22 protein-coding genes are annotated in these 24,149 nt (G+C 59.4%); 10 read left to right on the top strand and 12 right to left on the bottom strand.

The window, feature by feature from the left end:
* The first annotated feature begins 113 nt into the window (after positions 1–113).
* The gene (locus OXR61_RS14465; RefSeq protein WP_021506565.1) at positions 114–2,552 is read left to right on the top strand and encodes a glucose/quinate/shikimate family membrane-bound PQQ-dependent dehydrogenase; all 2,439 of its coding nucleotides are present in this window, start codon (positions 114–116) and stop codon (positions 2,550–2,552) included.
* A gap of 86 nt (positions 2,553–2,638) precedes the next feature.
* Here the strand turns inward: OXR61_RS14465 and OXR61_RS14460 are convergent, their stop codons facing one another.
* From OXR61_RS14460 to xseA, 4 genes are all read right to left on the bottom strand, one after another.
* Positions 2,639–2,821, bottom strand: coding sequence for a general stress protein (locus OXR61_RS14460; protein WP_071813581.1), 183 nt, complete (start codon positions 2,819–2,821; stop codon positions 2,639–2,641).
* A 102-nt stretch (positions 2,822–2,923) separates the two neighbouring features.
* Complete coding sequence (locus OXR61_RS14455; RefSeq protein ID WP_021314501.1) at positions 2,924–3,253, bottom strand: protealysin inhibitor emfourin; 330 nt, start codon at positions 3,251–3,253, stop codon at positions 2,924–2,926.
* Positions 3,250–4,263 (bottom strand): M4 family metallopeptidase, encoded by a 1,014-nt coding sequence (locus OXR61_RS14450; protein ID WP_021506566.1) that lies wholly within the window; start codon positions 4,261–4,263, stop codon positions 3,250–3,252. The genes OXR61_RS14455 and OXR61_RS14450 overlap by 4 nt, the downstream gene beginning before the upstream one ends.
* Positions 4,264–4,388: 125 nt before the next feature.
* Positions 4,389–5,756: an exodeoxyribonuclease VII large subunit gene (gene xseA / locus OXR61_RS14445; RefSeq protein ID WP_031279401.1), complete on the bottom strand. Its 1,368-nt coding sequence runs from the start codon at positions 5,754–5,756 to the stop codon at positions 4,389–4,391.
* A 168-nt stretch (positions 5,757–5,924) separates the two neighbouring features.
* Between xseA and guaB the strand changes: the two genes are divergently transcribed.
* Together guaB and guaA are read left to right on the top strand one after the other, a co-directional pair.
* Complete coding sequence (gene guaB / locus OXR61_RS14440; RefSeq protein ID WP_021506568.1) at positions 5,925–7,391, top strand: IMP dehydrogenase; 1,467 nt, start codon at positions 5,925–5,927, stop codon at positions 7,389–7,391.
* Between the two features lie 72 nt (positions 7,392–7,463).
* On the top strand, positions 7,464–9,044 hold the full coding sequence (gene guaA, locus OXR61_RS14435) for a glutamine-hydrolyzing GMP synthase (protein ID WP_021506569.1): 1,581 nt from the start codon (positions 7,464–7,466) through the stop codon (positions 9,042–9,044).
* A 112-nt stretch (positions 9,045–9,156) separates the two neighbouring features.
* Here guaA and OXR61_RS14430 read toward each other — a convergent pair whose 3' ends face one another.
* On the bottom strand, positions 9,157–10,068 hold the full coding sequence (locus OXR61_RS14430; protein ID WP_021506570.1) for a LysR family transcriptional regulator: 912 nt from the start codon (positions 10,066–10,068) through the stop codon (positions 9,157–9,159).
* Positions 10,069–10,163: 95 nt separating this feature from the next.
* On the opposite strand from OXR61_RS14430, the gene OXR61_RS14425 reads away from it, so the two are divergent.
* From OXR61_RS14425 to OXR61_RS14415, 3 genes are all read left to right on the top strand, one after another.
* Positions 10,164–10,613, top strand: coding sequence for an ester cyclase (locus OXR61_RS14425; RefSeq protein ID WP_021506571.1), 450 nt, complete (start codon positions 10,164–10,166; stop codon positions 10,611–10,613).
* Between the two features lie 20 nt (positions 10,614–10,633).
* On the top strand, positions 10,634–11,554 hold the full coding sequence (locus OXR61_RS14420) for an NADP-dependent oxidoreductase (RefSeq protein WP_021506572.1): 921 nt from the start codon (positions 10,634–10,636) through the stop codon (positions 11,552–11,554).
* A gap of 125 nt (positions 11,555–11,679) precedes the next feature.
* The gene (locus tag OXR61_RS14415) at positions 11,680–12,048 is read left to right on the top strand and encodes a hypothetical protein (RefSeq protein ID WP_021506573.1); all 369 of its coding nucleotides are present in this window, start codon (positions 11,680–11,682) and stop codon (positions 12,046–12,048) included.
* 6 nt (positions 12,049–12,054) lie between these two features.
* On the opposite strand, the gene OXR61_RS14410 is transcribed toward OXR61_RS14415, so the two are convergent.
* A complete protein-coding gene (locus tag OXR61_RS14410) occupies positions 12,055–12,963 on the bottom strand; it encodes a LysR family transcriptional regulator (protein ID WP_267412342.1) in 909 nt (302 codons plus the stop codon).
* A 139-nt stretch (positions 12,964–13,102) separates the two neighbouring features.
* Here OXR61_RS14410 and OXR61_RS14405 point away from each other — a divergent pair, with 139 nt between their 5' ends.
* From OXR61_RS14405 to OXR61_RS14390, 4 genes are all read left to right on the top strand, one after another.
* Positions 13,103–14,419: an amidohydrolase family protein gene (locus tag OXR61_RS14405; RefSeq protein ID WP_021506575.1), complete on the top strand. Its 1,317-nt coding sequence runs from the start codon at positions 13,103–13,105 to the stop codon at positions 14,417–14,419.
* Between the two features lie 53 nt (positions 14,420–14,472).
* Positions 14,473–15,660 carry an arabinose transporter gene (locus OXR61_RS14400; protein ID WP_021506576.1) on the top strand — a complete coding sequence of 396 codons (1,188 nt, stop codon included), beginning with the start codon at positions 14,473–14,475 and terminating at the stop codon, positions 15,658–15,660.
* A gap of 10 nt (positions 15,661–15,670) precedes the next feature.
* The gene (locus OXR61_RS14395; RefSeq protein WP_021506577.1) at positions 15,671–16,435 is read left to right on the top strand and encodes an SDR family NAD(P)-dependent oxidoreductase; all 765 of its coding nucleotides are present in this window, start codon (positions 15,671–15,673) and stop codon (positions 16,433–16,435) included.
* Between the two features lie 123 nt (positions 16,436–16,558).
* A complete protein-coding gene (locus OXR61_RS14390) occupies positions 16,559–17,335 on the top strand; it encodes a DUF3750 domain-containing protein (protein ID WP_021506578.1) in 777 nt (258 codons plus the stop codon).
* A 54-nt stretch (positions 17,336–17,389) separates the two neighbouring features.
* On the opposite strand, the gene OXR61_RS14385 is transcribed toward OXR61_RS14390, so the two are convergent.
* From OXR61_RS14385 to ppk1, 6 genes are all read right to left on the bottom strand, one after another.
* A complete protein-coding gene (locus tag OXR61_RS14385) occupies positions 17,390–17,569 on the bottom strand; it encodes a hypothetical protein (protein WP_010617609.1) in 180 nt (59 codons plus the stop codon).
* 47 nt (positions 17,570–17,616) lie between these two features.
* Entirely contained in the window at positions 17,617–19,053 is a 1,437-nt protein-coding gene (gene mgtE / locus OXR61_RS14380; protein WP_021506579.1) for a magnesium transporter, read from the bottom strand.
* Between the two features lie 124 nt (positions 19,054–19,177).
* The gene (locus tag OXR61_RS14375) at positions 19,178–19,363 is read right to left on the bottom strand and encodes a YfgG family protein (RefSeq protein ID WP_021506580.1); all 186 of its coding nucleotides are present in this window, start codon (positions 19,361–19,363) and stop codon (positions 19,178–19,180) included.
* A 522-nt stretch (positions 19,364–19,885) separates the two neighbouring features.
* Positions 19,886–20,485, bottom strand: a complete 600-nt coding sequence (tehB, locus tag OXR61_RS14370; RefSeq protein WP_021506581.1) for a tellurite resistance methyltransferase TehB — start codon at positions 20,483–20,485, stop codon at positions 19,886–19,888.
* 27 nt (positions 20,486–20,512) lie between these two features.
* Entirely contained in the window at positions 20,513–22,036 is a 1,524-nt protein-coding gene (gene ppx, locus OXR61_RS14365) for an exopolyphosphatase (protein WP_021506582.1), read from the bottom strand.
* Positions 22,037–22,041: 5 nt separating this feature from the next.
* Positions 22,042–24,102 carry a polyphosphate kinase 1 gene (ppk1, locus tag OXR61_RS14360; protein WP_021506583.1) on the bottom strand — a complete coding sequence of 687 codons (2,061 nt, stop codon included), beginning with the start codon at positions 24,100–24,102 and terminating at the stop codon, positions 22,042–22,044.
* Between the last annotated feature and the right edge of the window lie 47 nt (positions 24,103–24,149).

Raw genomic sequence — 24,149 nt, 5'->3', positions numbered from 1 at the left:
TATAAAATAAAGCGTAACGGATAACTTCCTGTTCCTGCTCAGCCAGGAAGACATTGACCGGCTGCTCCCGCATTCCGGCCGCCACGCGTTATTTTTTCAGGAGAGTTTGTGTTATGGCAGAAAATTCCGCTCGTCCCGGTAAAGGGTTGAGTCTCTGGTCCGTGTTATTCGGGCTGGTCCTGCTGGCGATCGGCCTGTTCTTCGCGATCGGTGGCGGTAAACTGGTGGCCCTGGGCGGCAGCTGGTACTTCCTCATTGCCGGTATCGTCATGTTACTGTCGGCGATTCAGTTCTTTCGCCGTAAATCCTCGGCGGTTACGCTGTTTATTCTGGTCTTCGCCGGTACGCTGATTTGGGCGCTGTACGATGCTGGCTGGCAGTTCTGGCCGCTGGTGTCGCGCCTGATGGTGCCGGCCGGCCTGATGGTGCTGGCGTTTATTACCTGGCCGGCGCTGCGTAAGCGTGAAGGCAAGGCCTCGCTGGCGAAGCTTTCGTATGCGCTGTCAGCAGTGATTGCCGTTGGTATGGTGGTCACCTTTGTCCAGATGTTCCAGCCGCATCCGACTGTGGCTTTCACCGGCAAGCAGCTGCCGTTGATCCCGGTAGATAAAAGCAAACCGCAGCAGGACTGGAGCAGCTACGGCCGTACGCCGCAGGGTGACCGTTTTGCCGCTATCGACCAGATTACCCGCGACAACGTGAAAGACTTGCAGGTTGCCTGGACGTTTCATACCGGCGACACGCCGATCAGCCCGACCGGTAACGGTGCAGAAGATCAGGAAACGCCACTGCAGGTGGGCAACACCCTGTATCTGTGTACGCCGCACAACAACGTGATTGCGGTGGAAGCTGACAGCGGTAAGCAGATCTGGAAGCGCGAAATCAATGCGCAGGCGCAGGTGTGGAACCGCTGCCGTGGTCTGGCGTACTTTGATGCCACCAAACCGGTACAGCAGCCAACGCAGCCGGGCTCCACGCCGGTGCCAGCGGTAACGCTGGCGGCGGGCGATAGCTGCCAGCGTCGCATCCTGATGAACACCATCGATGCACGTCTGATTGCCATCAACGCCGATAACGGCGAGCTGTGTGAAAACTTCGGCAACCACGGCGTGGTCGATCTGAAGCAAGGTCTTGGCAGCGCGCCGGACCCGCAGTATCAGCTGACCTCGCCGCCGCAGGTGGCAGGCACCACGGTCGTGGTGGGCGGTCGCGTCGCGGATAACGTACAGACAGACATGCCTGGCGGCGTTCTGCGTGGCTTCGACGTCATCACCGGCCAGATGCGCTGGGCGTTTGACCCGGGCAATGAAGATCCGAATGCCGTGCTGATGCCGGGTCAGGATTACACCCGCAGCACGCCAAACTCATGGGCGCCAATCTCTTACGATCCGGCGATGAACACCGTGTTCCTGCCGATGGGCAGCTCGTCGGTGGACCTGTGGGGTGCCAACCGTACCGCGCTGGATCACAAATATGGCGCGTCGGTGCTGGCGCTGGATGCCACCACCGGTAAAGAGAAGTGGGTGTATCAGACGGTCCACAATGACCTGTGGGACTTCGACCTGCCAATGCAGCCGAGCCTGGTGGACTTCCCGATGAAGGACGGCACCACCAAACCTGCGGTGGTGATCGGCGGGAAAACCGGCATGATCTGGGTGCTGGATCGCCTGACCGGCAAGCCTTTAACCAAAGTTGAAGAGCTGCCGATGCCGCAGGGCCATATCCCGAACGAGCAGTACACCAAAACTCAGCCGCACTCGGTAGAAATGCCAAACATTGGCAATCAGAAACTGACCGAGTCAGACATGTGGGGTGCTACGCCGTTTGACCAGCTGGCTTGCCGTATTGCTTTTAAAGGCATGCGTTATGACGGCCTGTTCACCGTGCCGGACACCGATGTTTCGCTCAGCTTCCCGGGCTCGCTCGGTGGCATGAACTGGGGCAGCATCTCGTTCGATCCGAACAACCAGTACATGTTCGTCAACGATATGCGCCTTGGCCTGTGGGTGCAGATGATTCCGCAGGACACCACCAAATCGGCTGCCAGCAACGGCGGTGAAGCCATCAACACCGGCATGGGTGCGGTACCGCTGAAAGGCACGCCGTACGCAGTAAACAAAAACCGCTTCATGTCGCCGCTGGGCATTCCGTGTCAGGCACCGCCGTTCGGTACGCTGTCGGCCATCGACATGAAGACCCGTCAGATTGTGTGGCAGGTGCCGGTGGGTACGGTGCAGGATACCGGTCCGTTTGGTATCAAAATGCATGCGCAGATGCCGGTCGGTATGCCGACGCTGGGCGGTACGCTGGCAACGCAGGGCGGTCTGGTATTTATTGCCGGCACCCAGGATTACTACCTGCGCGCCTTTGATAGCTCAACCGGTAAAGAAGTGTGGAAAGCACGTCTGCCGGTGGGCAGCCAGGGCGGACCAATCAGCTATGTTTCGCCGAAAACCGGCAAACAGTACATCCTGATCTCCGCAGGCGGTGCGCGTCAGTCACCGGATCGCGGTGATTACGTGATTGCTTACGCGCTGCCCGACAGCAAGTAAGCCGCAGTAAAAGAAAGGCCGACATCATGATGTCGGCCTTTTTTATTAACCTTCCGTGGCGTACTCCTTCCTGTAAGGATCCTTACTTACTTCTGCTTAGAGGGGCGACGGCTTTTTTGACCTCCTTTTCTTCCAGCTTCCCTGGCTCTCTCAGGATCGTTCCTGAAATTGCCCCCACTGACTTTGCCGCCCGCGCTACCGGCTTCCCTGGCGCGCTCCGGGTCCTCTGCAAAGTTCCCGGCACCGCCTCGTTGCTTGGTTTGTGTCATAGCAGAGACCTCATCTAAGGGTGTTTTCTTTGATGTGGACTAGCTAGCCACGTTATCCAGTATAGTCAGTCAGTTACGGCGATGCTGTGGGAACTGTCTAAGTTATTCTTCGCCATCGCGCCACAGCGCCTGCAATTCAGGAGGCGCAACGTTTTCCGGAATCAGGATCACAATCGTTCCGGCTTCGCGGTGGGTCGCGTAACTAATCTGGATGCGGAAATAGCGCTGGTCGCCACGCCCGATGCTGGCGGCCTGTTCCTCCGGCTCACCGAGCGGCAGCGCCTGCTCCAGCACGTTGCACACGCGCTGCTTCTGCGGTTCCGGCAGCTGCGCCAGCGCAAATCGCCGCTCGCTGCGCAGGCCGGGGATAAATGCAATGCCGCCTTCACGCGCCAGCTCAATGATGGCGTCATCGGTCAGCTGAATATTCACCTTACACCTACCTCGTGCCACGCGGACTGGATCGCCTGTGCCACCGTATTATCAAAACGTTTTGCGGCATGCTGTACGGTAAAGCGCGCAAAGGTGCTGAAGTCGGCATCCTGCGGCAATTCCTTATCGCACAGCGTGTCGTACCATGCCTGACCGGCCCGTTCCCAGGCAAAGCCGCCTAGCGCGGTCGCTGCCAGATAGAAGGCGCGATTGGGTATGCCGGAGTTAAGATGCACGCCGCCGTTGTCTTCGCGCGTGTCGATATAGTGATCCATATCGGCAGGCTGCGGATCTTTGCCGAGCAGCGGATCGTCATAGGCGGTACCGGGCGCAGACATCGAGCGCAGGCCACTGCCCTTAATACCCGCCGCCAGCAGCCCTTCGCCGATGATCCAGTCGGCCTGGTCGGCGCTTTGCTTAAGGTGATACTGCTTCACCAGCGAGCCGAACACATCGGACATCGATTCGTTGAGCGCACCTGCCTGCTGGAAGTAAATCAGCCCGGCTTCGGTTTCGGTCACGCCGTGCGTCAGCTCGTGCGCGACCACATCGATGGCAATGGTAAAGCGATTGAAGATCTCACCGTCGCCGTCGCCAAATACCATCTGCTGGCCATTCCAGAAGGCGTTCTGGTACTCCTTGCCGTAATGCACGGTGCCATCCAGTTTCAGGCCTTTGTTGTCCAGCGAGTTGCGCTGATAGATCTGCCAGTAGAAATCATAGGTGATGCCGAGATAGTTCCACGCTTCGTCGGCGGCGACGTCACCGTTACCGGGCTGGCCTTCCTCACGGATCAGGGTGCCGGGCAGATTTTGCGTATTACCCGCATCGTAGATAGCACGCAAAACACTGCCGGGCTGCGCGGTGCTGGCTGCGCTGGCGGTGTGAGGATGTTCCGCCATCAGCTGTTGCACGTGGGTGAGAGTACGCCGCGCGTAATCCTGCTGTGCGCCGGAACAGTTATCGATGATGTTTCGCAGAATATACGGAGGAATAACGCTGTAAGGCATGTCGGACTCCCTGACGGATGGGTATGTCAGAAAGTATAGACCCGCTTATCAATCGCGCGCCGCTGCGTCTGCAGCCCGCGCGATTTACGGGGGGTTATCAACCATTTATGCGGCTGAAAAGATTATCACGCCTTACGGCTGCGCGCCTTCTGTGGTTGTAACGCCGTCACCTGACTCTCCACCCAGCCATCATCCAGCCGGGTACGCAGCAGATCGCCGGTATGCAGCTGACGGGTCTTTTTCACCACCTGGCCCTGAGCATCGGTGGTGACGCTAAAGCCACGCGCCAGCGTCGCCAGCGGACTTACGCCTTCCAGCTGTGCTGCCAGCGTACCAAAACGCTGCCGGCTGTGATTGAGCTGGTTTTCCATGCCCTGCTGCAGCCGGTAGTGCCACTGCTGTAACTGCTGCTGAGCGCGCAGAATACGTCCCTGCGGCTGCTGGGATTGCAGGCGCTGCAGCAGGCGATCCTGCTGGCGATGCGCCAGGCGCAGCCGCTGGTCGGCCGCTTCCTGCAGACGTCGCTGCAGCTGAATCAGCGTGGTTTGCTGGCGTGCCAGGCGCAGCTGCGGATGCTGCTGTTGCAGACGATGCTGCAGCCGGGTGAAGCGGCGCTGCTGCTGCGCCACGTAATAGTCCATCGCCATCTCCATGCGCTGCTGCTGAGACTGCAAACGGCGCAGCAGCTCGATCTGGTTGCGGCTCACCAGCTCGGCAGCGGCAGAAGGCGTCGGCGCGCGCAGATCGGCAACAAAGTCGGCGATGGTGACATCGGTTTCATGCCCAACGGCGCTGACGATCGGCAGGCGGCTGGCAAAGATGGCCCGCGCCACGCGCTCGTCGTTGAAGCTCCACAGATCTTCCAGTGAACCGCCGCCGCGCCCGACAATCAGCACGTCGCACTCGTCACGCTGGTTGGCCAGCTCGATGGCGCGCACGATGGCGGCGGGCGCATCAACGCCTTGCACTGCCGTCGGATAGATCACCACCGGCAGCGAGGGATCGCGGCGATGCAGCACGCGCAGCACATCGTGCAATGCCGCGCCGGTGGCGGAGGTGATCACACCCACCTGGCGCGCCGGCTCCGGCAGCGGCTGTTTAAACTGCTGGTCGAACAGCCCCTCCGCCGCCAGCCGGGCTTTCAGCTGCTCAAACTGTTGCTGCAGCAGCCCTTCACCGGCCGGATGCATGCTTTCGATAATCAACTGATAGTCGCCGCGCGGCTCATACAGCGTGATGCTGGCACGCACCAGCACCTGCTGACCGTGCTGCGGGCGAAAGCTGACGCGTCGATTGCTGTTGCGGAACATGGCACAGCGCACCTGCGCGCCATCGTCCTTCAGGGTGAAGTACCAGTGACCGGAAGCGGGCTGAGTGAAATTGGAAATTTCAGCGCTGAGCCACACCAGGCCCATCTCATTTTCCAGCAGTTGGCGCACCGTGGTGTTCAGGCGGCTGACAGTAAAAATATTGGCGGTTGGCGGTAGCGACATGTGATGAGGATCAAATTTCAAATCAGAGGGTTAATTAACCGATACTACATGCCTGCCCCGGAGGATCAAGACTTTTTCCGAAAAAACACTGGAGGCAACCGATTTCGGCCTGTATAATGCCGCGGCAATATTTTATCTGTTTTAAACGCCCCAGGTGGAGATATTGCAATGTTAAGAATCGCGAAAGAAGCCCTCACATTTGACGACGTCCTGCTCGTTCCCGCTCACTCCACTGTTTTACCCAACACGGCCGATCTCAGCACCCAGCTGACCAAAAACATCCGTCTCAACATTCCTATGCTGTCTGCAGCGATGGACACCGTGACCGAAGCCGGTCTGGCGATTGCGCTGGCGCAGGAAGGCGGTCTGGGCTTTATCCACAAAAACATGTCGATTGAGCGCCAGGCGGATGAAGTTCGCAAGGTGAAAAAACACGAAAGCGGCGTCGTAACGGAGCCACAGACCGTGCTGCCAACCACCACGCTGGCCGAGGTGAAAGAGCTGACCGAACGTAACGGCTTCGCCGGTTACCCGGTGGTTAACGCTGACAACGAGCTGGTGGGCATCATTACCGGTCGTGACGTGCGCTTCGTGACCGATATGACGCTGCCGGTGACCGCGGTCATGACGCCGAAAGAGCGCCTGGTGACGGTGAAAGAGGGTGAAGCGCGTGAAGTCGTGCTGCAGAAAATGCACGAAAAACGCGTCGAGAAAGCGCTGGTTGTTGACGACAGCTTCCACCTGCTGGGCATGATTACCGTTAAAGATTTCCAGAAAGCCGAGCGTAAACCTAACGCCTGTAAAGATGCGCAGGGTCGTCTGCGCGTCGGTGCCGCAGTGGGTGCCGGTGCCGGCAACGAAGAGCGCGTTGATGCGCTGGTCGCTGCGGGCGTTGACGTACTGCTGATCGACTCCTCGCACGGCCACTCCGAAGGCGTGCTGCAGCGTATCCGTGAAACCCGCGCAAAATATCCGGACCTCGAAATCATCGGCGGCAACGTGGCGACCGGTGCAGGCGCACTGGCGCTGGCTAACGCGGGCGTGAGCGCGGTGAAAGTGGGCATCGGCCCGGGCTCCATCTGTACTACCCGTATCGTTACCGGCGTTGGCGTACCGCAGATCACGGCGGTATCCGACGCGGTTGAAGCGCTGGAAGGTACCGGTATTCCGGTCATCGCTGACGGTGGTATCCGTTTCTCTGGCGACATCGCCAAAGCCATCGCTGCGGGTGCGTCGGCGGTAATGGTTGGCTCCATGCTGGCCGGTACCGAAGAATCGCCGGGCGAAATCGAGCTCTACCAGGGCCGTGCGTTCAAATCCTACCGCGGTATGGGTTCACTGGGCGCGATGTCCAAAGGCTCGTCTGACCGTTACTTCCAGAGCGATAACGCCGCCGACAAACTGGTGCCGGAAGGTATCGAAGGGCGCGTTGCCTATAAAGGCCGCCTGAAAGAGATCGTGCACCAGCAGATGGGCGGCCTGCGCTCCTGCATGGGCCTGACCGGTTGCCCGACCATCGACGATCTGCGCACCAAAGCCGAGTTCGTGCGCATCAGCGGCGCCGGCATCAACGAAAGCCACGTGCACGATGTGACCATTACCAAAGAGTCACCGAACTACCGCATGGGTTCATAATCCCGTAAGATTTCCCGCCCGGCTCCAGCCGGGCGCTTTTATTGTTAAGTCCATCCCAATGGAAACGCCTCAATGACGACTGAAAATATTCATAAACATCGTATTTTGATCCTCGATTTTGGTTCTCAGTATACGCAGCTGGTCGCGCGCCGCGTGCGTGAGCTGGGCGTCTACTGCGAACTCTGGGCGTGGGATGTCACCGAAGAGCAAATCCGCCAGTTCAACCCGAACGGCATCATCCTGTCCGGTGGCCCGGAAAGCACCACCGAGCACAACAGCCCGCGCGCGCCGGAATATGTGTTCAACGCCGGTGTGCCGGTGCTGGGCGTGTGCTATGGCATGCAGACCATGGCGATGCAGCTGGGCGGTAAGGTTGAAGGCTCGAACGAGCGTGAATTTGGTTATGCGCAGGTTGAAGTGACAACCCCGAGCGCGCTGGTGCGTGATATCGAAGATGCCATCAGCGCGGCGGGCAAACCGCTGCTCGACGTGTGGATGAGCCACGGTGACAAAGTCACGGCGATCCCGGCAGACTTCGTGACGGTTGCCAGCACCGAAAGCTGCCCGTTTGCCATCATGGCCAACGAAGAGAAGCGTTTCTACGGCGTGCAGTTCCACCCGGAAGTGACGCACACCCGTCAGGGCCTGCGCATGCTGGAGCGTTTTGTGCGCGACATCTGCGGCTGTGAAGCGCTGTGGACGCCAGCCAAAATCATCGAAGATGCGGTAGAGCGCATCCGTGAGCAGGTGGGTGAAGACCGTGTGATTCTCGGCCTGTCCGGCGGCGTGGACTCATCCGTGACCGCGATGCTGCTGCACCGCGCGATTGGCGAGCGCCTGACCTGTGTGTTCGTCGATAACGGACTGCTGCGTCTGAATGAAGCTGAGCAGGTGATGGACATGTTCGGCGACCACTTTGGTCTGAACATCGTGCACGTTGCGGCAGAAGGGCGCTTCCTCGACGCGCTGGCGGGCGAGAACGATCCGGAAGCCAAACGTAAGATCATCGGCCGCGTGTTCGTGGAAGTGTTCGACGAAGAAGCACTGAAGCTGACCGACGTGAAATGGCTGGCGCAGGGCACCATCTATCCGGACGTGATTGAGTCGGCGGCTTCAGCTACCGGTAAAGCGCACGTGATCAAATCTCACCACAACGTGGGCGGTTTGCCGAAAGAGATGAAGATGGGCCTGGTTGAGCCGCTGAAAGAGCTGTTCAAAGATGAAGTGCGTAAAATCGGTCTGGAACTCGGCCTGCCTTACGACATGCTGTACCGCCATCCCTTCCCGGGCCCGGGTCTGGGCGTGCGCGTACTGGGTGAAGTGAAGAAAGAGTACTGCGACCTGCTGCGCCGTGCCGATGCCATCTTTATCGAAGAGCTGCGTAAAGCGGATCTGTACAACAAAGTCAGCCAGGCCTTTACCGTGTTCCTGCCGGTGCGCTCCGTCGGCGTGATGGGCGATGGCCGTAAATACGACTGGGTGGTTTCCCTGCGTGCTGTCGAAACCATCGACTTCATGACGGCCCACTGGGCGCACCTGCCGTACGACTTCCTCGGCCGCGTCTCCAACCGCATCATCAACGAAGTGAACGGCATCTCACGCGTGGTTTATGATATTTCAGGTAAACCGCCTGCGACGATTGAGTGGGAGTAACGCCCGCACTGGCAACCGCCAGCACCTGAAGCCTCAAAGCCCGCGTAACTGCGGGCTTTTTTATCCTGCCATCTTTCGCATCGTCCTATCCGCGCAGAACCACACACAGCGCCTACAGCCGCGCCGCCTGTTGTTCAATAAATTCCCTGAACCACTGCTGGGCGGGATGCGCGTCGCTGCGCCGGTGCCAGATCAGGTTGAACACCATTTCGGGCAACGACAGCGGGGGAGGGAACAGTACCAGCTGGCGACTGGCCTGCGCATGCAGCGCCACGCGCTTCATCACGGTCGCCGTCATGTGGGTTTGCGCCACGATAGACGGCACCGTAAACATCTGCTGGACCGTCAGCCCCAGCCGGCGCTTTTTACCCTGCTGCGCCAGCCCCTGATCAACCAGGCCGTACAGTTCACCTTCCGGCGAGACCAGAATATGCGGCAGCGCCAGGTAGCTCTCCATATTCATGCCGCGTCTGGCCGCCGGATGGTTGCTGGCGACGATGGTGACGAATTCGTCGCGCAATACCGGCCGGGAGATGATGCGGCTATCGCTGTGGGTAGGCATGACGCCGATGGCGACATCAATCGCGCCGGCATCTAACAAATCGACCGCGTGATCGCGGTTGGTAAACGCCTGCACATTCAATGACACGCCGGGGGCGACGTCCTGTAGCGCCTGCATTAACGAAGGCAGCAACACGAAAGCCGGATACTCCGACACGCCCAGTTTGAAGTTTATTTGCGCTTTTTCCGCTGCAAATGCGGGCTTTGCCACCAGCGTCGCTTCGAGCTGGCGCAACGCCCCGGCGATGGGGCCGGACAGATCGCGCGCACGCGCTGTTGGCAGTAAACCCTCCGCGCTGCGCATGAACAGCGGGTCACCGAACAGGGTGCGTAACCGTGACAAAGCGGCACTCATCGCCGGCTGGCTGACGCCCACCTGGGTTGCCGCCCGCGTGACGTTGCGCTCGTTCATCAGCGCGTCAAAAGCCACTAACAGATTGAGATCGATGCCATGAAAATCCATACGGCAAATAATCACTCATATTGAATATTTGTTGGACGAATTTTAGGGCGCTGCGCAAAATTCCACAACCGACCCCCACCTGAAAGTGAATAACGATGAATCCAGCAGCAGAATCAGAATACGTAAAACGTCTGAAAATTGAACGACAGGCGGTAGAGACGCTCTATCAGGCCTTCAGCGACAACAACCCCGATCTGGTCGATAGCGTGCTGGCACCGTCATGGGAAGACATTCCGCTGGCGCCAGGACAAGTTGCCGGACCGGAAGGCATCAAGCCGATCATTCGCATGCTGGCGCAGGCCTTTCCGGACGTGCAGATCGTGGTGCATGACATGATTCAGGAGCCTGGCCGCATCGCGGCGCGGGCGGAAATCAGCGGCACCCATCTCGGCGAAATTTTCGGTATCGCGCCGACCGGTAAGAAAGTGAGCTTCCGTCTGCATGAGTTCCATGCGCTGGAGGACGGCCGTCTGATCACCACCTGGCACATGGAAGATTGGTTTGGCCTGTTCCTCCAGCTTGGCCAGTTTCCGCCACAAGCCTGAATCAGACCGGAGAGTTGATAATGAAAGCAGCATTGATTGATACGTTTGGCACCGCCGATGTACTGACGATTGGCGAACGTCAACTTCGCGCCGCCAGTCCGGATGAGGTGACGGTGCAGGTTGAAGCGGCGAGCGTTAATCCGCTGGATGTGAAAATCATCTCAGGGCACATGCAGCAGGTTTTCCCGGTGGATCTGCCTTACATACCGGGCATGGATTTCTGCGGCGTGATTACGGCAGCTGGCGAGCGCGTGAGCCATTTAAAACCGGGCGATCGCGTGTTCGGGCGCACGCCACCGGGTGCAGGCGGGGCTTTTGCACAAAGCCTGGTAATCGCCGCCGATGACGTATGCCTTGTCCCGGCAGCGATGAGCGCCGAACAGGCCGCGGCGCTGCCTACCGCGTTTGGCTCCGCGCAGCAGGCATTGTTCGATGTGGGCCAGTTGCAGCGCGGCGAGCGCGTGCTGATTCACGCCGCAGCGGGTGGCGTCGGCAGCATGGCCGTCCAGCTGGCGCATCAGGCGGGCGCTTATGTCATCGCCACGGCGTCGGCGAAAAACCACGCGCTGGTGACCAGTCTGGGTGCCGATGAGGTGATTGACTACCGCACGCAGGACTTTGCAGCAACGCGCGATATCGACCTGGTGATAGACAGCGTCGGCGGCGAAACGCTGAGCCGCTCCTGGTCCGTGCTGCGCGCCGGCGGGCGCATTGCCACGCTGGTGGAGTTCGGCATCACGCCTGCCAGCGGCCAGCACGGCGAGTTTGTCTTCTTCGCCAGCGCGACGCCGTATCTTGCCCGGGCGAGCAGCCTGTTCCAGGCCGGGCAGTTACAGGTCATCACCGACGCTATCTTTTCGCTGGATGATGCGCGCTCCGCGCTGGAAAAGGTGGCGACCGGCCATGCGCGCGGCAAAGTGATTATCCGCGCCAACCCTTAACGCCCGGCGTCATGTCGCAGTAAAAACGCGCCCGCTACCCCGCGGGCGTTTGTTTACCGGTCTGTCGCAGGGGATAAGGATGTGTTAATAATCTGGCGTTAACGGCAGAGGCTTCAGGAGGAAACGTGCTGTTTAATTTCAGAGCCGCGGGCAAGCGCGCACCACCTGGCAAACGCTCGCTGACATCCATCATCATTCTCTATCTTGCGATGCTGTGCGGTACGGCTTTTCTCGCGTTTCTGCCGCTGATCTGCGCGATGGGCGCGGGATATGTCGCCAGTCTGGCGGGCTGCCAGCTGGACGAAGGCAACGTGCATCCCTGTTACATCCTGGGAGAAGATCGCGGCCAGTTGCTGTATGAATTAGGCGTCATGGGCTGGTTCCTGCTCGGCACCATTCCCCTGGGTGGGATACTGTTTTTACTCGCGACGCTCACCTTCATCGTTCAGCTGGTGGGCTATTACCGGCAAACACGCGCTGAGGGTAATCGGTAATTTGCGTCAGCTCTGTTCCGCACAAATCTCCAGGCAGAACCCGAGAAATGCCTCCACCGCCGCCGGGGCCAGACGGCGCGAAGGCCGGTTGATAAACAGCGGATAGGTTTCGTCAGGCCAGTCGGGGAAAAGTTCGACCAGTTCACCGCTGGCGATCAGATGTTGCACGCTCAGTGCCAGCACCTGGGCTACGCCGGCACCGCCGACGCACGCCTGTACCATTAAATCCGGATCGGTGGTGGTCAGATGGCCGTGGGTGGCGACCGTCAGCCGCTGCGTGCCACGATGAAACTCCCAGCTAAAGGGCTTATTGCTGCGCGGATCGATGTATTGCAGACAATTGTGCTCAGTCAGCTGCTGCGGCTGCGTCGGGCGACCACAGCGTACCAGATAGTCCGGGGCGGCCACCGTCAGGACGCGCGTTTGTAACAGCAGGCGTGAGGTCATGGTGGACGGCGGCTGCGGCCCGAAACGCACCGCAACATCAATACCTTCTGCCACCAGATCGCCCACATCGGGCTGCTGCAAAATCGTCAGTTCCAGATGCGGATAACGGGCACGCAGCAGCGGCAGCTTTGCCGCCAGCACATAGCGGGAAAACAGCGGATTGAGGCTCACGCGCAGCGTACCGCGCACCGTCACGGCGGCGCCGGAGACGTAGTTTGCTGCTTCTTCAATCCCTTCCAGATGTGGCGCCGCCCGCTCATACAGGCTGGCACCTTCGCTGGTGAGATGCAGGGTGCGGGTGGTGCGATCCAGCAGACGCACGCCGAGACGCTGTTCCAGTCGCGAAATCGCCCGGCTGACGCCCGAGGCGGACAACCCCAGCACTTCGCCGGCGCGGCTGAAGCTGCCGGCTTCAACCACGGCTGCCAGCACGCTCATGCCGGATAATAGTCGGCCATCAAAACTCATCCTGTTCTCCATCTTTGATTTTTAGCAAAGATCATTTGCCTGAGCCTACCTTTATCAAAAATGCGCTGCAACTTATTGTGTGCTCCGAAACGCGACCGGCACTGACCGCCGGATTCTGATCCCTTTTGAGGAGAATGTTATGACTGTACGGCGCACCCTTTTTAAAGGCGGCACTATCCTGACGCTGGACGCCAGCGTGCCCGACCTCGTCTGTGGCGATGTGCTGATTGAGAACGATCGTATTGCCGCCGTGGGGGAAAACCTTTCCGCCGATGATGCGCAGGTGATTGATGCCCGCGGCCATATCGTGATGCCGGGCCTGGTGGATGCGCATCACCATATGTGGCTCGGTGCGATGCGCCGCCTGATGCCCAACGTTGACGACCTGTTTGTCTATATCGATGTGGTGGCAGAAACGCTCGGCGCGCATTACCGTCCGCTGGATATGTACCTCAGCACCCGGCTGACGGCGCTGGCATGCCTGGATGCCGGCATCACCACGGTGATTGATGCCTGCCACAGTTCACGCAGTCCGGCGCATACCGATGCGGCGCTTGACGCGCTGCAGGAGAGCGGGATTCGTGCACTGCACATGGTTGGCGCAGCAATGGATAAGCAGGCTTCCAGCGATCATCTGCCGGGCGATCTGGCCCGTCTCGCCAGCCGCTGGAATCACGCCGGCAGTCGCGTGCAGGTTGGCCTGTTTGGTCAGCTCAATCTGGCGTGGTGGCGCGTGGCGTGCGAGCTGGATATGCGCATTCTCACCGAGTTTATTGGTGACCTGGCGCAGCTGCCGGCGGAGTTTGCCGAAGCCGGCTTGCTGGGTCCGCACAACATTTTCAACCACTGTACGCGCGTACCGGCGCACACCTGGCAGCAGCTGGCGGACGCGGGCGTCAACATTACCGTGAATCCGCGTTCGGATGCGCTGTTTGGTTTCGACGACGACAGCTTTGCCTGGCAGCAGGCGGTCGATCGCGGAATGACGCCGGCGCTCGGTATCGATCTCGATACCGCCTTCGGCAGCGATCTGTTCGGTGAAATGCAGGCGCTGTTTAACCAGCAGCGCTCAGCGATGCGCTATCGCCGCTTCCGGGGCGAAAGCGACGTACCGGCACCGATTAGCGTGGAAGCCGTACTGCAGTCGGCAACGATTAACGGCGCGCGTGCGGCCGGGCTGGAGCAGCAAACGGGCACGCTGACGCCAGGTAAACAGGCCGACGTTATTATGCTGCGCACCGATGGTATCGGCGTTTTTCCGCTGACCAGCGTGACGGCAACGGTGGTGCAGGCGGTGCAACGCGCCGATGTTGATACCGTGATGGTGGCGGGTGAACTGCGTAAACGTCATGGTCAGTTGCTCAACGTCGATGTGGCACAGCTGAACGCGGAAGTCACCGCTTCGCGCGACTATCTGCTGAATGCCAGCGGCTATCACCATTCTTTGTTTGCCTGATTTTCCGCAGCGCGGCGGCCTGCCGCGCTGTCTGTTCATTTATGGAGGCTGTTATGTCTGCATTAAGCGCGCAGGCTGAAGCTGCGCATTTGTCGCGACCAGCGACCGGCGTGATTGCCGCGCTGTTTTGCGGTTATCTGGCGGTCGGCTTGCCGCTGCCGGTAATCCCGCTGTTTATCCATCAGCATCTCGGTTTCAGCAACCTGTGGGTCGGGCTGGTGATCGGGATACAGTTTGTTGCCACCGTGCTGACGCGCGGTTACGCCGGTCAACTGACCGATCGCGTTGGCGGTAAGCGCTCGGCGCTGCAGGGCGCGGCGGTGTGTGCGCTGGCTGGCGTGCTGTACTGGCTGGCCGCACTGCCGGGCTTTTCACCGGCGGTCAGTCTGGCGCTGGTGATTGCCGGACGGCTGGCGGCGGGTATGGGCGAAAGCCAGTTCGTCACCGGCTGCGTGGCCTGGTCAATCGCCTCGGTCGGGCCACAGCGTGCCGGTCTGTCGATGTCCTGGACCGGTATCGCCATGTTTGCCGCGCTGTCGCTCGGTGCCCCTGCCGGCATGATGCTGTATCAGCACGTCGGCTTAGCGGCGGCGATGCTGGCCTGCATCGCGGCTCCGCTGCTGGCGGCGCTCATCGCCACGGCTGCCAGCGGGTATCGCGCGGTCGGAGGGGCTCGTTTGCCGTTCTATCGGGTGATTGGCCGCATCTGGCGTGAAGGCTGTGGCCTGATGCTGCAGGGCGTCGGACTGGCCGGCCTGACGGCCTTCGCCTCGCTCTACTTCGCCGCGCGCCACTGGCAGCTGGCCGGCTGGGTGATGACCGCGTTTGGCGTTGGTTTTATCGCCGTGCGCCTGGTGCTGGGACATCTGCCGGATCGCATTGGTGGCTACCGCGTGGCGGCTTATTCACTGCTGGTGGAAGCGCTGGGGCAGATGCTGCTGTGGTTTGCGCCTGACGAAACCCTGGCGCTCACCGGCGCGCTGATTACCGGTCTTGGCTGTGCGCTGATCTTTCCCGCCCTCGGCGTGGAAGCGCTGAAGCGCGTGCCGCCGGCCAGTCGCGGCAGCGCCATGGGCGCCTTCGTTGCTTTTCTCGACATCGCTTATGGTATTTCCGGACCGATTGCCGGTGCCATCGCCAGCCACTTCAGCTATGCCGCCGTCTATCTGTTTGGTGCGGCCTGTGCGCTGCTCGGTGCGCTGCTGGCGCTGACATCGCGCGCCGCTTCACTTCACGCTTAAGGAGTTTTCCATGTCACGTATTTTTATTTCCGGTTCATCCACCGGCCTCGGGCTGATGGCGGCTGAACTGCTGGTTGAGCAGGGCCATCAGGTGGTGCTGCACGGACGCAACGCCGCGCGTGCCCGCGCCGCGCAGGAGGCGCTACCGCAGGCTGAAGCCGTGGTCAGCGGCGACGTGATAACCATCGCCGGCGCCCGCAGTGTGGCGCAGCAGGTTAATGCGCTCGGCAGATTTGATGCGGTGATCCACAACGTGGCGGTTGGCTATCGCGAGCCTTATCAGTTAACCGCAGATGGCCTGCCGCATCTGTTCGCCATCAACACGCTGGCACCCTATATTCTTACGGCGCTGATTGAACGGCCGCAGCGGCTGATTTACCTCAGCTCCGGCATGCATCATCATGCCGAAGCCAACCTGGATGATATTTTGTGGCAGCGGCGGCGCTGGCACGCTTCGCAGGCCTATGCTGAGAGTAAACTGCATGATGCCATACTGGCATTTGCCATCGCCCGGCGCTGGCCGCAGGTATACAGCAACGCGCTGGAGCCAGGCTGGGTGCCGACCAAAATGGGCGGTGCCGGGGCACCCGACGATCTTGATCAGGCGCATCGTACCCAGGTGTGGTTAGCCACCGCCGATGAGGCGCGGGTCAGCGGAGAGTACTTTTATCACCGTCAGGCGCTGGCGGCTAATCCGCAGGCGCGCAATCCACGGCTACAGCAGCAGTTGCTGGCGATATGCGCCGATATCAGTGGTATCGCCCTGCCTGACTAAGGAAAAATCAGCTGACCGGGCACCGCAACGCATTTTTTGTCCACCGCATAGTTGGTGAATACAGACGCTGCCGTTTCGGCGCATCATGGCGGGAGCGTTTTTTCACCACCGGGATGTCCATGCATGTTGCCTGTTAAAGCTGTTTTACTCTCTTTTCTCTGTGTGGTGTTACTGTCGCTGGCGGCCAGCCTGGCGCAGGCGACGCGCAGCGGTGAGTTCACCACCGAACGCGGCGGCTGGGCAACGGCGCGCCGTGATTCGGCCGGACTGGCACCGGATCCGCAGCGCTTCGCCAGTGAGGCGATTGTGCAGGTGTATGCTGCGCCGACCTACGGCTGGAAAGGTGCGGTGGCCGTGCATCCGTGGATTATCTTTAAGCGCGCCGGAGAAACCCGCTACAACCGTTATGAGGTGATCAGCTGGGGCAGCGGCGATAAAGTGCGGCGCAACAGCAATCTGCCGGACGGCTACTGGTACGGTGCGCGTCCGCGTTTGCTGGTGTCACATCGCGGTGCGGCTGCGCAGGCGATGATCCCGCAGATTGAAGCGGCGATTCAATCCTATCCGTGGCCCAACACCTATCATGCGTGGCCGGGCCCTAACAGCAACACCTTCCTCGCTCACATTGGCCGTGAAGTGCCGGCGCTGAAGCTTGATTTGCCCGCCAATGCCATCGGTAAGGATTTCCGTTCGCTGCTGCATCCGCTTGGCCTGCCGCCATCCGGGCGCGGCGTGCAGCTGTCGCTGCTCGGCGTGCTGGGCGTCACGCTGGGAGCGGAAGAGGGCGTGGAGGTGAATCTGCTGGGACTGAATCTGGGGCTGGATTTCACCCCGCTGCGCCTGCGGCTGCCGTTTATCGGCGGGGTGGGGCAGGATAATTTACAGAAGGATAAGCCCTGAGACAGCGCCGCGCCGCGACAGCATCGGTTCGCGGGCGGCGCGGGCTCGCAGCCGTTAACAGACGCCAAAATCCCCGTCTTCATGATAGAGATTGACGCTGTCGGCCTTCACCTCGATCTCTTTTTTGATCGGATCGTCAACGCGGGCGCACCACAGCGTATCGCCCGCAACGCGCAGCACCTGCATTTTTGGACCACCGGTTTTCGCCTGCACAAAATCATCCACGTTAAACATCACTGCTCTCCAGCTGATTAGGGATCAACGCTGATTGTAGCTGCGCTTTAGTGGCCGTGCAGCAGAAACAGCGTGGCCAGACCGAGGAAGATAAAGAAGCCGCCGGTATCGGTGATGGCGGTGATCAGCACGCTGGAGCCGACCGCCGGGTCGCGTTTGAGTTTGGTCATAATCAGCGGAATCAGCACGCCCATCAGCGCCGCCAGCAGCAGATTCAGTACCATCGCCAGCATCATCACGCCGCCCAGTTGCAGGTTGTCGTACATCAGCCAGGTCACGCCGCCCATGATGCCGCCCCAGAACAGGCCGTTAAGCAGCGCCACGCCCAGTTCGCGCGCAATCAGAAACGAAAAGTTGCCGGGTTCAACCTGATGCAGCGCCAGCGCGCGCACGATCATGGTGATGGTCTGATTGCCGGTGTTACCGCCAATGCCGGCGACAATCGGCATCAGCGTGGCCAGCGCCACCAGCTGCGAAATGGTGTCCTCAAATAGGCCAATGACGCGCGAGGCGATAAACGCCGTACACAGGTTGACGGCCAGCCAGGTCCAGCGCTTTCTCACCGCTTTGCGCACCGGTGCAAACACGTCCTCGCCCTGGCTGATGCCGCCCATCTTACGGATGTTGCTTTCGTTCTCTTCGTTCACCAGGTCAATCACATCTTCCACGGTGATACGGCCAATCAGCTTGCCTTTGGCATCGGTCACCGCAGCAGAGATCAGGTTATAGCGTTCGAAGGCGCTGGCGGCCTCTTCCGCTTTGTCATCCAGCTGGAAAGTGGTGGGGCGCGCGTTCATCACCTCAGCCACCAGCGTTTTAGGCTTGTTGAGCAGGATATCGGTCAGCGCCAGTTCACCCAGCAGCTGATTGTGTTCGTCGGTGATGAAGATTTTATCGGTGCCGTCCGGCATGCTTTTGCGCTTGCGCAGAAAGCGTTGCACCGTCGCCAGCGTCACGTCTGAGCGCACGGTCAGGATATTGAAGTCCATCACCTGGCCGACGCGATCGCGATCCAGCTCAATCACGTCCAGCAGCCGGGCGCGCAGGCTGGGATCGAGCGTGGTGAGCAGGCGGCCGGTGAGATCGCGCGGCAGATAACGCGCCAGATAGACCTGATCGTCAATATCCAGCGGCTCGATGGCGCGCAGGATTTCGCGGTCGGTCATCTCTTCCGTCAGGCTGGCCCATACGGTTTCGGAGGCCTCCACCAGCACGCGACCGCGCTGCTCGTAGGGCACCAGCCGCCACAGTGCCAGACGCTCCTCTTCCGGCAGCGCTTCGAGAATGTCCGCGAGGTCGGCGGCGTGCAGCTGCGGCAGTTCATGCTCCAGCTGCTGACGCCAGCCGGTGATTTTGCGCAGTTCGGCGGCATTGAGGTCGACGGATTTATCCAGCAGCACATCGACTAAATCGTGCTCGCTGAGCAGAAGGTGCAGAATTCGCTGGCGGGTTTCTGATAGTTGTTGTGCGTGCGAAGCAGACATAACGCGTCCTTTGTGTCTGTAAAGTCAGGTCAAAGTGTAGCGCGTTGCGGGTAAAGTGGACGTAACAAGCAGCATTGCCGCGGCGGACAATGTGATGGCAGAGCGACGATGACCCGCAAATTCCTTAGCGCGTCTCGCTGGTGCTCAGTGTGACCGGTTCAGGTGCGGCTTTCTTTTGCTGATGATGCTCGATGGCACCGGGAATAATGAAAATCAGACGGCCAACCAAAATAAAGAAACTGATCAGCAAAACGATGCGGGTCATGGTACCGGTTTTGGGACGTCTTCGTGCAGAGATGGCGTTATTCACGCGGGGTGGTTCCTGTCAAAGCCCGGCTGGGCGGTGGCAACATTTAGTCACAACCCGACCGGGAGGTCAACCGCTGCGTGAAAAATGAGCAGAAAAGGTTAAGATTGCCTTGATCGATATCAGCCGCCGGGCGAAGCGTGCGTCATCGACTCTGCAGGGGCGCCATTGATGGCGACCGAAAGCCGCATGATGTGACTCATGCCAGTTAGCCTTTGAATTGGTTCAAAAACGAGGCGCTTTTCGTCGCGGCGCAATTTATTGCGCGATGAATCGCGCCGCTACGATAGGGTGCGGCTTGCGTTTCCGTCACCGAACGGCATCACGCCATTGATGGCGACCGAAACTCGCATGATGTGACTCATGCTAGTTAGCCTTTGAATTGGTTTAAAAAAGAGGCACTTTTCGTAGCGGCGCAATTTATTGCGCGATAAATCGCGCCGCTACGATAGGGTACGGCTTGCGTTTTCGTCACCGAACGGCATTACGCCATTGATGGCGACCGGACCATCTTGTTGCCAGACATCAATAGCTGGCTTTCTGCGCCAGCAGGGTAGCGAAGCGATACTTAATGCGCTGACCGTGTTCATCGCGGCGATGCAGTTCACCGACCTCTTCGTTGTACTTCACGATGTGCCAGTTACGGTAATAATGGCTCAGCTCGCCCGATTTAAAGGTAAACGGGAAGTTTTGCGTGTTGGGATAATCGTCGGTGCTCATCGCCGCCACAATCAGGTTGTAACCGTACTTGCGCGTGCTGGCCTGCATATCGGCGATCAGCTGCGGAATGGTCGCCGGCTGCAGGAACATCATCACCACGGTGGAAAACACAAACTGATAATCACCGTTGAAACGCACCTGATTCAGGTCGCACTGTTCGGTATGTATCTGCTGTAGCTGCTCTTCCGCGATGATGCTGTTAAGGCGCTCCAGGCTCTGCGGATTGTTGTCCCAGGCGGTCACCGTAAAACCGTGCTGATTAAGCAGCAGGCTGTTGCGGCCCTGGCCGCAGCCGAGGTCCAGCGCGTTACCCACTGCCAGTTTTGGCAGCGCGGCCAGCACTTCGGAGTGGGGCGGCGTCAGGCCGTATTTCTCCGCAAAATAGTTATCGGGGCGTGTTGTCATAGTGCTATTGCGGGCCTGAAGCCCGCGTTACTCCTCTTCCAGCATCAGTTTCCAGCCGGTGACGTCATTCCAGTAAGCCTGCTCCCGCTCCAGATCCAGCTGAACCAGCGTGTTCTGGCTGAGGAAACCGGCCGGGAAGGTCAGCGTCCAGTGACCATCGTCGGTGCTCAGCTTCAGCGTGTCGGGGCGCGTGGTGGCCTGACGCTGATTGTTCAGCAGGGTGCCGAGCCGCAGCAGGAAGATCATCGGCAGGAACTGTTTCTTTTTAAACAAGGTGAAACGCGGCATCTCATCCTGCTTCACCGCTTTACGGTGGAAGCGTACCAGCGTGGCCAGCAGCATCTGTTGATCCTGATTAAAGCCCGGCATATTGGAGTTCTGCAGGATGTAGGCCGAATGACGCTGCATACCGCTGTGGTTGATGGTCAGCCCGACTTCGTGCAGCAGCGCTGCCCACTTCATCAGCGCCGTCAGCTGGGGATTGGCCAGCTTCGGGTTCTGCTCCAGCCACTGGCTGTACAGCTGTTCGGTGGTTTCCAGCACGCGGCGTGCCTGGTCGCTGTCGATGGCGTAATGATTTGCCAGGCTCTGCGCGGTACGGCTGCGGATATCCTGATGACGGAAGCGGCCCTCCATTTCATACAGCACGCCTTCACGCAGCGCGCCATCCGACAGGCGCAGCTCGCGAATGGCCAGCGCGTCAAACACGCCACACAGAATCGCCAGCCCCGGTACAAACACCGCCTTGCGCTCATCCGACAGCCCCGGCAGGCTCAGGGCAGCAAAGGATTTGTGCTTCAGCACTTCGCTCACCAGCATGTCGAGGTTTTCCGGCGTCACGCGCTTCTCTTTCTCGCCCATCGCCAGCAGCACCTCACAGGCCGCTTTGATACTGCCGGACGCGCCCAGCGCATACTGCCAGCCCTGCAGACGGTATTGCCACGCCAGCGTTTCCAGCTTTTGCGCGGCGGCCAGTCGGGCGCGGCGGAAATTCTCCTGGCTAATCTCGCCTTTCGGGAAGTAGAGGTTGGCGAAGCTGACGCAGCCCATGCGGCGACTCTCCACCAGCTGCGGCTCAAAATCTTCGCCGATCACCAGCTCGGTTGAACCGCCGCCGATATCAATCACCAGCTTGCGGCCTTTCTCCGGCTGCGTGTGCTCAACGCCCATAAAGATCAGGCGCGCCTCTTCATTGCCGGAAATCACCTCAATCGGATAAGGGATGACCTCCGCAGCGCGCTGCAGAAACTCTTCCGCGTTGGACGCGATGCGCAGCGTGTGCGTACCGACGATGGTGACGTTGGCGGCACTGAACCCCTGCAGGCGCTCGGCAAACAGCGCCAGGCAGCTCAGCCCGCGCTCCATCGCTTCTTCGCTCAGGCGATTTTGCGCATCCAGCCCGTCGGCGAGGTGCACGCGCTGTTTCAGGCGTCCCAGCACCTGCATGGCGCCATCCACCACACGGGCAATCACCATGTGGAAGCTGTTCGAGCCGAGATCGATGGCGGCGAATTCCTGCGGTTTCGGCGTACTTTTATGGGAGATTGGCATAGGCGTTATTCGGGTTGTTCCAGTTTCTTGATGTAATCGTAAATCGCCAGCTGCGAGCGCACCTTCTTGCGATTGCCGCGCGGAACATAACGGTTACTCAATTCTTTGTCTACGATGCGGGCTTTTACCGTATCACTTAACAGAATGGCAATGATATCCAGTATGCGCTGTTTCAGGCGCGGATCGAGCACCGACACCGCCACTTCGATACGATAATCGATGTTGCGCGTCATCCAGTCCGCCGACGACAGGAATACTTTTTTATCGCCGCCGCTTTCAAAAATATAGACGCGGTCGTGCTCAAGGTAGCGGTCAACGATACTGGTGATGCGAATATTTTCACTGATGCCCGGCAAATCGGGGATCAGCGAGCACATGCCGCGCACCAGCAGGTTGATTTTCACGCCGGCCGATGAGGCGGCATACAGCCGATCCACCAGACCATTGTCTACCAGGTTGTTGATTTTCAGCGTAATGCCGGAAGGATTGCCCTGCTGCGCGTTGGCAATCTCGTTATCAATCAGCTGATACAGCATGGCGCGCGAGTTTTGCGGCGACACCATCAGGTGTTCGAACGTTACCGGGCGATACGGGTTTTCGATAAAGTTAAATACGCGTCGCACTTCGTTGGTGATGCGCGCATCGGCGGTCAGCAGCGAATAGTCGGTGTAAATACGCGCGGTTTTTTCGTTGAAGTTGCCGGTACCGATGTGGGCGTAACGCACCACTTCTTCGCCCTCGCGGCGGGAGATCAGGAACAGCTTGGCGTGAATCTTCAGGCCGGGCGCCGAGAAGATCACGTGCACGCCCGCTTCGGTCAGCCGCTTCGCCCAGCGAATGTTGGCTTCTTCATCAAAGCGCGCCTGCAACTCGACCACCACCGTGACCTTTTTACCGTTGTAGGCGGCGTGGATCATCGCATCCATAATGCGCGAATTCTTGGCCACGCGGTAAATGTTGATCTTGATGGCCAGCACGTTCGGGTCAAACGACGCCTGACGCAGCAGCTCCAGCACGTGCTCAAAGGTGTGGTACGGATAGTAAAGCAGCACATCGCGGTTGCGGATGGCATCAAAGCCGTTGCGGAAGCCGTCAAAACCGATATGACGAATCTGCGGCAGCGGACGATTTTCCAGATTGGCTTTGCCCACGTTCGGGAAGCCGATGAAATCTTTGAAGTTATGATAACGGCCGCCCGGCACAATCGAGTCGTAGCTGGAGATCGATAGCTTATGGCGCAGCATTTCCACCATCGCATCGGGCATATCGCGTTGATAGACAAAGCGCACCGGCTCGGCGGTCAGGCGCTGTTTCAGGCTGGAGGACATCAGCTCCAGCAGGCTGGATTCCATCTCTGTGACCAGGTCGTACTCGGCGTCGCGCGTCATTTTCATTGAATAGGCGTTCAGCGCGTCGTAATCAAAGAAGCCTTTGAAAATCTCATCAAGGCAGTAGCGCAGAATGTTATCCAGCAGAATCATGGGTTTGCGACGGCGCGGCGATTCTGCCGGCAGATTCACAAAGCGCGGCACTTTATCGGACGGGATCTCCAGCAGGGCGTAACGGATTTCTTCGCCGCGGATAATCTCTACCGCCAGATAGGTGTAATCGTCTTTCAGGAACTCAATCAGGTCGGTGTCGTGGTTGATCAGAATTGGCGTGACGTGCTGGCGCAGCTGATGCTTAAAGTAGTAGCGTAGCCACTCCTGCTGATTGGGTGACAGCTGGCGCTCGTTGATCAGGAAAATCTGGTTGCGCGCCATTTCCAGCAGCAGATCGTTATACAGCGCATCGAACTCCTGATCCGATTTCTGTACCCGCAGCTGAATCTTTTTCAGCAAATGGCGCAGGGTGGTGGGCGTCCCCTGTTCTTCGCCAATCAGAATGCGGCGCTTGAGATCGGCAAAGCGCACTTTATAAAACTCTTCCAGGTTATTGGAATAGATGCCGAGAAAACGCATGCGCTCAATGAGCGGATTGCTTTTATCAGCGGCTTCCTGCAGCACGCGTTCGTTAAAGGTTAACCAGCTTAGTTCTTTTTCTATATACAGCTTTTCCTGACCCATTCTGACTCCGTGATGCTGTTGCTGGACGGAATGTCCGGCGGAATAAA

It is taken from the genome of Pantoea sp. GM_Pan_4, assembly GCF_026541005.1.
Taxonomy (GTDB): domain Bacteria; phylum Pseudomonadota; class Gammaproteobacteria; order Enterobacterales; family Enterobacteriaceae; genus Pantoea; species Pantoea dispersa.
This window is presented reverse-complemented; position numbering and strand designations above follow the sequence as displayed.